The sequence below is a fragment of the Asaia platycodi JCM 25414 genome (assembly GCF_000614545.1).
Taxonomy (GTDB): domain Bacteria; phylum Pseudomonadota; class Alphaproteobacteria; order Acetobacterales; family Acetobacteraceae; genus Asaia; species Asaia platycodi.
Genome location: NZ_BAKW01000020.1, coordinates 1 through 13,150 on the forward strand (window position 1 = coordinate 1; position 13,150 = coordinate 13,150).

Consider the following 13,150-nt stretch of genomic DNA (forward strand, 5'->3'; position numbering starts at 1 on the left):
CTCAAAAATCCCCCCCTCATGCATAACGCTACTCAAAAACAACAGGCGGGGAACCGTCAAGAAAAGCTTGTTCACATGGCGGGCTTAGCTCTGCACGCGCGTCATCGCGTATGACGGCGTCTCTTTGGTCCATCCCGAATGCAACCGTAGTACGCTAAGTAAATTGCGTGCCCTTATAGGCTGTCAGTGCTTGTCGTAATTGTCTGGAAGAGCCCAGGGTTCAGAGTATGCTGTCCTTGTCTGCTTCGCAGATACTGGAACTGAGAGGTGACGCCTGATACCAGGTGAGTGATGGGCAAACCACATGATCCATCTGTCACGGTATCCTGGCTTTTCTGGGCAGTTTTATCGGCAGGCTTTGCTGTGCTGACGGCTATTCTTGCAAAGCTCGGCGTAAGCCATCTCGATTCCGATGTGGCGACCTTCCGGTGAGGCCTGCGTCAGGCCTGAACGATGTCTCGGAGAGCCTCACAGGTTTCCGCCCCCAAGAGACACTGATCGATATGGATCTCACGTTGCAGCAGACCAATGGCACGGGTGATCGCTTTTTCGCCACCAAGAGCCGCAGCATAGAGAAAAGGGCGACCGACCAGAACGGCATCGGCCCCCAGGGCCAGACCTTTCACGATATCCGTTCCACGGCGAAAACCGCTATCGGCGAGCACGGTCATCGACCCGCTCTCTGCTTGATGGCGCGCAAGACTTCCATCGGTGAGACGGCACAATCGAGTTGTCTTCCGCCGTGGTTGGAGACAGCAATGCCGTCAGCACCCATTTCGCGCGCGAGTCTTGCATCTTCGGGAGAGAGCACACCCTTGATGATCAGCGCGCCCTTCCAGTAGCGGCGGATCATCTCTGCATGCTTCCAGCTGAAACTGGCATAGCCAGTCACCGCATTGATCTCGCGTGAAAAAATGGAAGGGCGCTGGACAGGATCAATGTTGCTGATCCGGGGGATCCCTCTCTGACGTAAAGTTTTCAGACCGGTTCGATAGAGCCATGAAGGATGGCGGGCCATATCGAAAGCCAGGCGCGCCGTTGGGCGGAACGGCATGGTATAGCCGTTTCTCTGATTGTTTTCCCGGTTAGAGCCGACGGCCACGTCAGCGGTCAGAAAATAGGCACTAAATCCCGCATCGGCCACGCGCTTGACCATGCGTTCGATATTGCTTTCATCGGGTTTCTGATACCCGGCAAACCAGCAACCCGGGTAATGCTGCGCTATCTCTTCGACTGGTGTGATCGCATTCGCACTCAAGATATATGGGATGCGGGCTGCTCTGGCGGCTTTGGCCATGGCGTTATCGGCATCATGGGCGACGACTGCCGAGGCTCCCATTGGCGCGATCATGAAAGGGCTCGCGAAACGCTGACCGAATAACGTGACTTCCTGAGAGCAGGCCGAGACGTCGCGCAGGATGCGCGGTATCAGACGGATACGTTCAAGAGCTACACGGTTATGACAGAGCGTCGTGCCGTCATCGGCGCCACCCTGCACATAGCCGAAAATTGCCTTGGGAAGATGCTTGCGTGCCTGAGCCTCGAAATCGTTCAAATTCAGTATCTGCTTCAGGGGGGCCGATGAAATCCTGGCCATGCTTCAGATCCTCGCTGACTGGCTTGCCGCAAGCGGCAGTTTTTTTCTGGTATTGTTGAGGGGCAGGGGCTCAATGGGGCCTACGATAAAGAGATAGGAAAACGCACCAAGCAGGCCAAAGGCCCCTGTAGCGCAGAGCGGGATCATGAAGGAGCCATGCGTGAGACTCACCATGAGACCCGTAAAACTGGCGATGACGATGCCTGCTATATTGGCGGCGCTGTTCTGCAGCCCGCCCAATGTCGCGACCAGATCGGAGCTAGGGGCGATGTCGGCTGGCAACGACCAGATATTCGCGCCGGTAAAGGCGATACCGCCGAAAGAGACCGAAAGGAGCGCGATGCAGAGCCAGGTTTGTGTGGCGAAGGCCGAAAGAGCGATCACGGAGGACAAGAGCAGCCCGCCAACCAAGCAGCTCTTGCGCGCTACGGTCAGGCTCCAGCCGCGCCTGTGCAATGTGTCGGAGGTCCAGCCACCCAGCCATGCGGCAGGGATAGCTGTCACACCGGGGATCATACCGATCAGCCCGAGTTCCTTCAAAGAGAACCCGTGAGCTGACACGAGATAGCTCGGGAACCAGGTGGCAAAGAAATAGAAGACGAAATTCGCGCAGAAGAACCCGAGCATCATGCCCCACACCGAGCGGTGTTTCAGCAATTGCCTCCACGCGCCGGGCGCCGCCTTGCTGCTGGCGGGTTGAGCTTCTCTCAATTTGGCCAGTTGATGCTGCGATATCGCCGGATGCCGGTCGGGATCATGATAGAGCACAAGCCAGACGATTACCCATATCAGACCCAGCCCGCCTGCGGCGACGAAGGCCAGCCGCCAGCCGAGCCAGCCGATCAGCAGGGCAACAAGGGGAAGAGAAACTGCCGCTCCCGCGCGCGAGCCGCTATCGAAAATACCGGCTGCCAGACCACGCTCGCTTTTGGGAAACCAGAGCGATGCGACCTTGGCATTCGAGGGATAGCTGCCCGCCTCGCCGACGCCGAGGGCCAGGCGAAGGCCGAGAATGCTGAATGGCCTTCGCACCAGCGCTGTCAGCGCCGTGCAGATCGACCACCATATGACCGCCAGAGCATAAGCTGAACGTACACCGAAGCGATCGACGATCATGCCGAAAGGCAATTGCATGAACGCGTAGCTCCAGAAGAACCCGCCTAGGATAACCCCCAGAGTCGCCGGGTCGATATGGAGTTCTTTCGCCATGAAGGGGGCGGCAATGGCAATCGTCGCACGGTCTATGTAGTTGATGGTTGTTGCGGCGAAACAGAGGATGATCATCAGCCAGCGTAGTCGGGGCATGATCTCTCTCCGGTTTGAGGGGGATGCCAGGCAGTTCTCTGCATCGACGGAAGGTCGATGCGGGAGGCTTTGCTTATTTCGGCAGGACGCGACGCAGGTAATCGCGGTTGGTTGCCGCAACGCTCAGACCGTCACCGCCGTAATGTTCAACCAGAAAGGCGCTTTTGAAGCCGTGGGCCAGAGCCATCTTGATGGCTGCCCGGTAGCTGATTACGCCGAATTCGAGCGGTGCGGGGGCCGTCACGACCATACCCGTCGTGGCGTCTTCCGTGCGGAAGTAGTTCTTGACGTGCCAGTACCGCGCAAAAGGCGCGACCTTCTGCATCATCGAGGCCCAGTGCTCGACTGGGCGATGCAGACGCACCAGATTGCCCAGATCGGCATTGATGCCGACATTGGTACAATCGACATCCTGAACGAAGCGCACCGCACTATCGGCGGTCCCGAGATAGGTGTCCTCATACATTTCAAGGGAAAGATCGACACCGACCTCCTGGGCGTGGCGTGCCAGTTCGCGTATGCGTTCGACGGCCTTTTTCCACGTCGCCTTGTCATCCGGGTTGACCGTGCCTTGTGCGGTCCAGAACCACAGCGCCGCCTTCTGGGGCGGGGTCAAGGGATAGAACAGGCCGAATGAGACCTCCTTGATGCCCAGACGGGCAGCGGTATCGATGACGCGGTGGCTATAGGCGAGGTTTTCGTCTGCCTGTTCCGGGTCGATCACCGAGCGGCGGGCGGTCGAGAGCCCCGGCATCGTCAGCCCGGCTTCCTTCACCAGATCGGCAAAAACCTGCTGACGCGCCTGGGGCAGATCGGCGAGCCTGATCCATGAATCGGTAGGGTCGATCTCGGTGAAACCGGCATCGGTCACTTCGGCAAGGGTGGCAGCCCATTCTTCGGGCTTTTGGTCCTGTACGCTCGACCCGTCAGGCAGGATGTTGGCGTATTGGATCATCGCGGCCGCGATCGGCCAGTTGGTACGATTGAGAGGGCTAGACATAGGAAATCTCCTTTTCTGTCTGGAAATCGACGGCCAGACGCTCAATGGGCGGGATGGTGGCTTTCACGATTGGTGCGCGGCAAAAATGCCGCGATAATCAGTCCGACCAGCCCGGAAAGGGCGACGGCATAGAGCCCGGCCGCAGGGCTTTCCCAAAGATGGGAGGCGAAGCTGCGGATATTGGGCGCGGCGAAACCACCGAGATTGCCGAGGGCGTTGATCAATGCGATCGCGCCAGCGGCCTGAACCCCGGTGAAATGGGCAAGTGGGAAGTTCCAGAAAACGGCCTGAACCGTCACGACGCCGGCGGCGGCAACACAAAGCCCGATGATCGCGACAACGCCAGCCTCTGCTCCCGAGACGACCAGACCGATTGCGGCCATGCTCAGGCAGACGAGCAGGCCCAGTCGCGGCGCGTCATGCTTCTGGACCAGACGGGTAATGACGAAAGTCGAAAGAATGGCGAAGGCCCAGGGAATGCCGCTGACCAGACCGACACGGAAGCCGATCTTTTCATGAAGGATCGAGGAGACCTGTTCGGGCAGATAGAACACGACGCCGTAGCTTGCGATCTGCATGACCATGTAAAGCGCGAGAAATTGCAGCAGCTTGCTCGAATGCAGGAGCGCCCCGAGCCTGACGCCGTGATGGCCTGAACCTTCCTTGGCGGCAGCCTCTCTTTGCAGAATGCCACTGAGCGTTGATTTTTCTTCGTCAGTGAGCCAGGCGACATCCTGGGGTTTGTCGGGCAGGACGAACCACGTCGCGACGCCCATGACCACAGCGAGCCCACCTTCGAGCAGGAACATCCACTGCCATCCCGCAAGGCCGAGTAGCCCGTCCAGATTAAACAGCGCCCCCGAAAGCGGATTGCCGAAGGTCATGGCCAGCGGATAGCCGAAATAGAACACGCCCAGCACCTTGGTGCGTTCTTTCTCGGGAAACCAGAAGGTGAGGTAGAGCATGATGCCTGGAAAGAAACCGGCCTCGGCAATACCCAGAAACGTGCGCAGGACAATGAATGACAGATTGCCCTGGGTGAACATCATGCACGCTGAGACCAGCCCCCATGTCACCATGATGCGGGCCATCCAGCGCCTCGCGCCAAGCCGGTAGAGAATGAGGTTGCTCGGGATCTCGAACAGCGCGTACCCGACGAAGAAAACACCGGCACCGAAAGCGAACATCGCATCTGACACGCCGACATCAGTATGCAGCGCCTGCTTGGCCGAGCCGATATTCGACCGGTCGAGAAAGGCGACGATATACATGAGGATGAGAAACGGCAGCAGCTTGGCAAATGCCTTGCCGGTCGCCCTTGTTCTCAGGGTTTCGGGGTTTGTCGGGGGCGCTGTCGGGGAAATCGTGGAAATCATGAGGCTCGGCTCCTCATCGCGCCCCGCTCTGCGAGGTAGGGCGCGGATGTGGTCAGGCTGACGGAAAGAAGGCGATGTCAGGCAATCCGGCCCCCGAGCTCATCGTCGATATGGGCCTGGATGATGGCGTCAAAGCTCTGTTCAGTCGTGAAACCGAGTGCCAGTGCCCGCTGTGGGTCAAAGCCACGCGCCCAGCCCGCAACGATGCGTGCCACGGCTTCGTCGGGCGCGCGCTTGATGAGCGCCACAGCCTTGTCGCCTGCTATACGCCGCAGCGCGGCAATCTGCTCGCCGACAGTAAGGGAGAGGGCTGGCATGGAAAGATTGGGGCGCTCGCCCAGAAGAGAGAGATCGAGTGTTGCCGCATGGCGCAGGAATTGAACGGCCGAACGCGGGCTCGTCATCCAGTGGCGCGTGCTGTCGGGCACGGGAAGGACAGCTTCCTGCCCGACCAGAGGCTCGCGGATGATGCCGGAAAAGAAGCCCGAAGCAGCGCGGTTGGGCTTGCCTGGGCGCACGCAGATGGTGGGCAGGCGGAGCCCGATTCCGTCGAAAATGCCGCGGCGGCGATAATCGGCAAGGAGCAGCTCGCAAATGGCCTTCTGGGTGCCATAGCTCGTCTGCGGCGTCAGGATATAGTCATCAGGAATGACACCGGGGAAGTCGCCTCCGAATACGGCATTGGATGACGCAAAGACGACACGCGGCTTCCATCCATCGCGTGCATTGATATGGCGGATCGTCTCGAAAAGCGTGCGTGTGCCATCGAGATTGACGCTGTATCCCTTCTCGAAATCGGCCTCGGCCTCACCCGACACGATGGCGGCGAGATGATAGATGATGTCCGGGCGACCGCTCAGCAGACGCTCTGCGGCGCCGTGCTGGGTGAGATCGCAGGTCATGGTCTCGCAGGGACCGGCGAACCCGGCGGGAACACTCGGGGCGACGACATCGGCCAGAGTGAGGCGGCTGGTGCAACGTCGCCCTTAAGCGGTCTGCTCACGAGGCTTTCGGTAAATTTGCGCCCGATCATGCCGGCTGCGCCAATGACGAGGATATGCATCTGTGTCACCTTTCCTGTCGGGAGACCCGAATTCAGATGAACGGAACCTATCCGAAAGTTAATCAGGCGCTAGACGCAAGATGGAAACGGGTGATCGGCATTCTTGATCGCCAGCGCCTCTATGGCACTGAAAACCAGCAATGCTGCGGGTGTGAGCGGGCGGTCGGGAAGGCTGATGAGAGAGTAGGCCCCAAGAAAATCGGGCATCGGGACCGAAAGACGACGGATCATTCCGGCATTTTCGTAATGTCTGCTCACACTGCACGGAACGACCGCCAAAAGATTCGAATGCAGCAACAGGTCGATCGTCGCGAACATGGACGAGGCCTCAATGGGATGTGCAGGCAGCGGTAGAAGTGCCGTCGTGAAGGCTGCCTCTATGGCGCGCCGCATAGGGCTCGGGGCGGTCTGGAGAATCCAGCGTTCGCGGGCAACGTCTTCCAGGGTCAGAGTGCCGGGATCGTCGATCGGGTTTGTGCGGCTTGTCACCACGCAAAGCGGCTCACTGGCGAGGTCGCGGCAGTCGAGAGAGGTGGGGCCGTGCAGGCCGAGCGGGCGACCGATCACGAAGTCGAGCCTTCCACTTTCCATGCCGAGCAGAAGGGCGTCGCTGGTATCGACCGATAGCGACAGGCTGATGCCCGGTTGGGAATGGGCGATCTCGGCAAAAACGGGTGAGACGAGCTCCGGCAGGGCTGCGACGATCGACCCAACGCGCACCGTTCCATAAGTGCCTTCCTGCATGGCGTTCATGTCGAGCTGCAAACGGTCGATATCGTTGAGCATCAACCTTGCATGACGTGCGGCAAGAACGCCGCTGGGGGTCGGGAAAACGCCTTGCGACGAGCGCTCGAAAAGACGGGCATTGAGGGCATGCTCGACCTCCTGAAGCAGCTTCGAGACCGAAGGCTGGGAGAGATTCATTCTCTCGGCGGCGCGATGCAGATTATTAGTGGCCTCAAGTTCGAGTATCAGGCGCAGATGCCTGAGTTTAAGGCGATTGATCAGCGAATGGGCCGTCATGAAGCGGGTTCCGGGAAGTAAAGCGTCACACGTATTAAAACGCGCAGGAGAGAGCAGGGGGAGCATGCCTAGCGAGGCTCTGCTGCAGCGTGCCCGTGCATGGTCTGTTTTAGAATCGAAAGGATTGTCAGTGTGGCTGGCGTCGAGGGACGCTCTTTCGAGGTGATCAGCCCCCATGGAGCCACATCGAACAGAAAATCGATGGGAAGGCTGGCAATCTGGCCGATATCCGATTGCAGTTCTGCTGCGGGTGCGGAGAGGATCGTGAGGGCGTCGGTGCGGGTGATATAGGCGAGAGTCATCATCCATGAATCGGAAGAAACGACGCAGGTGGGCAGGGGCAGATCCTGCTCGATAAGGAGTTCCTCGAGACGCTGGCGTGAGCGGCTACCTTTGCGCTGCAGGATCCATGGGCATTTCGAGAGAGCTCGGAGCGAGACAGGGCCATCGCCGAGCAGGGGATGATCGGGACGTGAGGCAATCACCAGCCGCTCGGCAGCAATTTCCTCATAATGCACCGGATAGGGCGAAGGGACGACCGGGCGTCTGCCGAGCATGATATCAATCTGCCCGTCTGTCAGCATCTGGAAAAGCGTGTCGCTGGGGCCACTGCGAATTTCGAGTTCGATCTCGGGATAATCGTCCTGTGCAATGCGCAGCATATCGACAAGAGACTGGATGACCGGGCCGTCAATGGCGCCGATCGAGACATGGCCGATACGCCCGTCAACGAGGGCATTGAGTTCGACGCGCGTTCGCTCAAGTTCATCGAGCATGGTCACGGCGTGTCGTGTCAGGACTTCGCCCGCAAAGGTCGGGATCATGCGTCGGCCTTCCAGACGGAAGAGGCGGATTTTCATCAAATCCTCGAGATCACCGATCAGCTTGGAGGCGGCAGGCTGCGCCATGCCGAGACTTTCTGCCGCAGCCTGGAGGGTCGCATGACGCGAGAAAGCCGAGAGCAACTGCAGATGGCGGAGCTTGAGGCGGGAAGCGATGAACCAGAACGGGCCGAGATGCGGATGCGACATGAGTGATTTCATAGTCAAACGGTTATGTATCAGATGGATACGACTATTGGACGCGCCTCTTAACGGGTGACTATTTCTTCCGCCCGGATCATCGCTGGAACACTCCGTTTTCAGCGTCCATCAAAATGATTGTGAAGGTTGGGCGACATGTCGGTTCAGATCATTAGAAGTGCTGCAGTCATCGGGGCAGGGTATATGGGGCATAGCCCAGAGCCTCGCGGCTGCGGGGATGCGTGTGACCCTTGCCGATATCTCGCCTGAGGCGACGCAGCGGGCACTGGAACGGTTGTTGGGGGAGGCGCGTGCATTTGAAGATCAGGGCTGATCGTGCCGGGCAGCTACGACCGGATCATGACAAATCTTACAACGGCGCCTTCGATCGAAGACGCGGTCAGCGATGTCGATTTCATCGAAGAGGCCGTGTTCGAGCGTGAGGATGTCAAGAAGGAGGTTCTTGGCCGCATCAGCGCGGCGGCCCGCCCCGATGCCATTATCGGCACCAATACTTCGACCATACCCGTGCATGTGCTGGCGCCGATGGTGAAGGGCCAGGAGCGGTTTCTGACAGTACATTTCAGCAATCCGGCACCGTTCATTCCCGGCGTCGAGCTTGTTTCGGGCACAGCTACGCAGCCGGAGGTCGTGGCAACGGTCAAGGAGATGCTGAACCGGGTGAACCGCCAATCGGCCGAGGTGGCCGACCGGCCGACCTTCGTGTTGAACCGCTTGCAATATGTGCTGTTCAAGGAGGCGAACACGATCGTGGAAGAGGGCATCGCAACGCCCGAGGATGTCGATACGATCGTGCGGTCGACTTTCGGTTTTCGCCTGCCCTTCTTCGGTCCGTTCGCCATCGCCGATATGGCGGGGCTCGAGGTCTATGTGAATGGCTTCGTGACTGCGGAAAATGCCTTTGGGCCGCGTCTGTCGTGCCCCGATACGGTCAGGAGACTGGTGGCCGAGGGCAAGCACGGCGTAAAGAACGGTGCAGGGTATTACGGTAGCTACAGCCCGGAAGAAGCGGCAGAACTCGTTGCTTATCGAAACAAGGCTTATGCCAGAATGGCTGAGCTGCTACGTGAATTGGGGCCTTCGCCGCTCGAGAAAAAACGCTCTAGATAAAAATCGGGAAGGCTAGAATCCTCCCTTCTCCTGCTGGCAGAAGCAAGAATGTTCATGAGACGTTCGTTCTTGTCTCTGCCGGATGGTGAAAAGAGTCAGGTCGCGATCACGCATCGCAAGTAGAAACATTTCTTCATGATTCTCTCGCTGGCTGTGAAAGCTCAATAACGATGGAGGTAGTCCTCCAAATTACGATTTTGCAATAGATTGGAAGAAAATCATTGCGTCGCCTTTCTTCCGGTTGAGGGGTAATGGATATGTGTCTAAAAATTTTTTCTTATATATTTGTAGATACATAACTCATTCAATTAATTACTTCATAAATATGGGGGTGATTTGCATTCCTTCATTTTTGAAATCTTGATGTTTACATCTTTGCTCAGGTTGATTTAAATGGGAAGCCATTCACGTATGTGGAACAGGACTGGTCTATCATGTCTGGACGGACATCATTTACAGGATTGCTGTGCTGACTGCCGACGCCACTCGGCGGCAGAAGCTGCGCATGCATGTCCACGAGGCACATGAAAGCCTCGACAGCCTGATCGGTGCTTTGGAAACGAAGCGCGATTATCGGCGGTACCTCTCAGGTATGGCGGCGTTTCGTTTTGCCGCCGAAGCGGCGGTTGAGAGCAGATGTTTTCCGCTATGGCTACGTGACTGGCGCCCGGTTTCCACGCGATCCGCTCTGGAGAAGGATCTCGCGGCGCTTCGTCTGCCTTCCATGACCGTTCCGTCCCTGGTACCACCGGCGACAGATTCTGAGCTTCTTGGCATGATCTATACGCTAGAAGGCTCGGCGCTCGGTGCGCGCCTGATCGCCAGGCGTGCGCTGGCCTTGGGTTTTGACGAGCACAATGGTGCGTCCCATCTTGCTGCCCAGACCGCAGCACCAGCGAATTGGCGTCTGTTTCTCGACCTCCTCGAAGCTGCGCCGATTTTCAATCTCGATGAGGCAGGGGAAGCGGCCACGCGCCTTTTCCAACACGCTCACGACGCCATGATCCTTGTGGATCGCGCAGGGGAAGAAATCCATGGCTGAATTCGGTCAGGTCGATCTGACGAGTTGTGATCGCGAGCCGATCCACCTCCCGGGAAGTATCCAGCCTCACGGTTGTCTCGTGACCTGCTCGGTCAGCGATTTCGTCGTATTGCGTCATTCTGCCAATGCCGCCGACATGCTGGGGCAGCCCGATCTCGCGATCGGGAGCAGTCTGATAGACCTGTTCGGCTCGGATATCGTGCATGATATCCGCAACGGTCTGACGCTCAGTGTGACCCAGCGTCGCCCGGTCTTCTTACTCAATCAGGCACTGGGCGCTGATAAGCCTTTCGATCTCGCAGTTCATATCGTCAATGGTGAGGTGGTTATCGAATGCGAGCCTGCTTCGTCCTCACCCCGCGCCACCAAGTTTCTGACCCAGCTTCACGGTATGATGGATCGGGTACGCAAGACGACTGATATCACCCGGCTCTTCGACGTTGTGACCATGCTGATGCGTGGGCTGCTCGAATATGATCGTGTGATGGTCTATCGTTTCGCCGATGACTGGTCAGGCAAAGTAGTTGCCGAGGCCCGTGCCCTGTCGCTCGAGAGTTTCCTCGGGCAGCATTTTCCGAGCGCCGACATCCCTGCGCAGGCGCGCGAACTCTATCGTCGTTCGCCCATACGGATGATCGGCGATGTCGGCTATACGCCCGTCCCGCTCATTGAGGCGGAGGGGCTCTCCGCATTGGATATGTCGCTCGGGCAGCTACGCAGCGTCTCACCCATCCATTGCGAATATCTCACCAATATGGGGGTGCGCGCCTCCATGTCGATCTCGATCGTGATCGATGGCGCGCTTTGGGGCATGATTGCCTGCCATCACTATGCGCCGCGTATTCTGCCGATTGCGGAGCGCGCCGTCGTGCAGATGTTCTCGGAGTTCTTTGCGCTTCAGGTCATCGTGATTCTTAAGACGACGCGCTTGCAGGTCGCCGAGCGGACGCATGGGCTGATCGAAAGCGTGCTGCGCAACGCTGCCTCGGTCTCGGATATGCCTGCCTATCTGCGCGGGCAAATCAGTCGTCTGGCGCCACTCATCCAGTCCGACGGTATCGCCATATGGATCGATAACGAGTGGACCGGTCACGGTATCTCTGCGCCCAAGGACGTCCAGAACGAGTTTGTGGATCTGGCGCTGCGCAAGGCCGGGACGCAGATCTGGCAGTCGGATCATCTGGTCAAGGACCATCCCTGGATCGCGGCGCATACGGCGCATGTAGCAGGGGTTCTGATCATTCCGATTTCGCCTCAGCCGCAAAACTACGTCTTTCTCTTCCGCCGCGAGATCGTGCAGACCATCAATTGGGGAGGCGACCCGCACAAAACCTACGAGCACGGCCCGCACGGGCCACGTCTCACGCCGCGCCAGAGCTTTGCGATATGGAAAGAGCAGGTGCATGAGCGCTGTCTCCCGTGGTCGAGCTTTGATATCGAGGCTGCCGGACAGTTGCGATCGGCTTTGATCGAGGTGATGGGCGTCTACCACCAGCAGCAGCTTTCCGAACGCGCTGACGCCGATCTGCGTCAGCGTATGCTCAATGAAGAGCTGAATCACCGGGTCAAGAACATCCTTGCCGTTGTGCAGTCCCTGATTGGGCGTCCGGTGGGCAAGGACAGGACGATCGAGGAATATGTCGAGGTTCTGCGTGGGCGCATCAAGGCGCTTGCCAGTGCGCATGATCAGGTGGCCCGGAGTGATGGTGGCGGGTTGTTGCGCACCTTGCTTGAGGCGGAGCTTGAGCCCTATCGTCATCAGCCTCTGCTGTCGTGCTCGAGGGTCCCAATCTCTGGCTGTCCGGCCCCGCGCTCTCTGTTGCCGCGCTGACATTGCACGAACTGGCGACGAATGCCGCCAAATATGGTGCGCTCTCGCGGCCAAGCGGCTGTTTGACCATACGGTGGTTTCTCGATGAGGCGCAGGAAAGCTGGGTGCTGGAGTGGACCGAGGCCGGAGGGCCGCCCGTCACGCCGCCAAAGGGCACAGGGTTCGGCTCGGTTTTGCTAGAGCGGGCAATTCCTCATGAATTGGGTGGCACATCCACGCGTGAGTTCCGCACCGAAGGGTTGTTCATCCGTTTGACTTTTCCGGTGCGTCACGCCGTCATGGTTTCCGAAATGGAAGTCGAGCCTGTCGCGGAAGATCTGCCTGTGGCTACGGCAGCGCAGTCCGAACTGCTTCATGCCGCTTATGTGTTGCTCGTCGAAGACCAGTTGCTGATCGCCATGGAGACGGAGCAGGCGTTGAGCGCCTATGGTGTACGTCATATCCGCACTGTGTCGTCGGTCTACGAGGCTGTGCAGGCCATTCGCGAGCGCAGTCCCGACGTAGCCTTGCTCGACTTCAATCTGGGTAAGGAAAACTCGCACGAAGTGGCCACACTTCTTCGAAAAAAGGACATTCCGTTCCTGTTCGCCACAGGCTACGCGGACAGGACCATGATTCCGGCTGAATTCCAGGATGTGCCGGTGCTGCGCAAGCCCTATTCCATCAAGAATGCCGTGCAGGAATTGCTCAAGGTTCTGCCTTCCTGAGAGGGGGCGGAGGAGCGCAGATCCGGGGGCGGCGTCCGATCCAAAAAAAATAC

Annotated in this window: 12 protein-coding genes and 1 pseudogene; 6 read left to right on the forward strand and 7 right to left on the reverse strand. The window is 58.5% G+C overall.

Annotated elements, in window-relative coordinates:
• The first annotated feature begins 291 nt into the window (after positions 1–291).
• Entirely contained in the window at positions 292–432 is a 141-nt protein-coding gene (locus tag JCM25414_RS22590; protein ID WP_199897647.1) for a hypothetical protein, read from the forward strand.
• Positions 433–440: 8 nt separating this feature from the next.
• On the opposite strand, the pseudogene JCM25414_RS20370 reads toward JCM25414_RS22590, so the two are convergent.
• From JCM25414_RS20370 to JCM25414_RS13320, 7 genes and pseudogenes are all read right to left on the reverse strand, one after another.
• Positions 441–1,597, reverse strand: a pseudogene (locus JCM25414_RS20370) (alpha-hydroxy acid oxidase).
• Between the two features lie 3 nt (positions 1,598–1,600).
• Positions 1,601–2,902: an MFS transporter gene (locus JCM25414_RS20375; protein ID WP_035443488.1), complete on the reverse strand. Its 1,302-nt coding sequence runs from the start codon at positions 2,900–2,902 to the stop codon at positions 1,601–1,603.
• 73 nt (positions 2,903–2,975) lie between these two features.
• On the reverse strand, positions 2,976–3,902 hold the full coding sequence (locus JCM25414_RS13300) for a sugar phosphate isomerase/epimerase family protein (RefSeq protein ID WP_025841956.1): 927 nt from the start codon (positions 3,900–3,902) through the stop codon (positions 2,976–2,978).
• A gap of 41 nt (positions 3,903–3,943) precedes the next feature.
• On the reverse strand, positions 3,944–5,278 hold the full coding sequence (locus JCM25414_RS13305) for an MFS transporter (protein ID WP_025841957.1): 1,335 nt from the start codon (positions 5,276–5,278) through the stop codon (positions 3,944–3,946).
• Between the two features lie 77 nt (positions 5,279–5,355).
• Positions 5,356–6,180, reverse strand: coding sequence for a D-erythronate dehydrogenase (denD, locus tag JCM25414_RS20380; RefSeq protein WP_242403583.1), 825 nt, complete (start codon positions 6,178–6,180; stop codon positions 5,356–5,358).
• A 230-nt stretch (positions 6,181–6,410) separates the two neighbouring features.
• Positions 6,411–7,364 (reverse strand): LysR family transcriptional regulator, encoded by a 954-nt coding sequence (locus tag JCM25414_RS13315; RefSeq protein ID WP_025841958.1) that lies wholly within the window; start codon positions 7,362–7,364, stop codon positions 6,411–6,413.
• Positions 7,365–7,432: 68 nt separating this feature from the next.
• Complete coding sequence (locus tag JCM25414_RS13320; RefSeq protein WP_159101776.1) at positions 7,433–8,395, reverse strand: LysR family transcriptional regulator; 963 nt, start codon at positions 8,393–8,395, stop codon at positions 7,433–7,435.
• A 169-nt stretch (positions 8,396–8,564) separates the two neighbouring features.
• Between JCM25414_RS13320 and JCM25414_RS23830 the strand changes: the two genes are divergently transcribed.
• The 5 genes from JCM25414_RS23830 to JCM25414_RS25320 all read left to right on the forward strand — a co-directional run bounded on the left by JCM25414_RS23830 (position 8,565) and on the right by JCM25414_RS25320 (position 13,097).
• A complete protein-coding gene (locus JCM25414_RS23830) occupies positions 8,565–8,720 on the forward strand; it encodes a hypothetical protein (RefSeq protein WP_199897642.1) in 156 nt (51 codons plus the stop codon).
• 2 nt (positions 8,721–8,722) lie between these two features.
• Entirely contained in the window at positions 8,723–9,517 is a 795-nt protein-coding gene (locus tag JCM25414_RS20385) for a 3-hydroxyacyl-CoA dehydrogenase family protein (RefSeq protein ID WP_369346081.1), read from the forward strand.
• A 466-nt stretch (positions 9,518–9,983) separates the two neighbouring features.
• A complete protein-coding gene (locus tag JCM25414_RS21925) occupies positions 9,984–10,559 on the forward strand; it encodes a biliverdin-producing heme oxygenase (RefSeq protein ID WP_025841960.1) in 576 nt (191 codons plus the stop codon).
• The gene (locus JCM25414_RS20395; protein WP_051535891.1) at positions 10,552–12,390 is read left to right on the forward strand and encodes an HWE histidine kinase domain-containing protein; all 1,839 of its coding nucleotides are present in this window, start codon (positions 10,552–10,554) and stop codon (positions 12,388–12,390) included. The genes JCM25414_RS21925 and JCM25414_RS20395 overlap by 8 nt, the downstream gene beginning before the upstream one ends.
• A complete protein-coding gene (locus JCM25414_RS25320) occupies positions 12,333–13,097 on the forward strand; it encodes a response regulator (RefSeq protein WP_051535892.1) in 765 nt (254 codons plus the stop codon). Before JCM25414_RS20395 ends, JCM25414_RS25320 begins: the two co-directional genes overlap by 58 nt.
• The last annotated feature ends 53 nt before the right edge of the window (positions 13,098–13,150 follow it).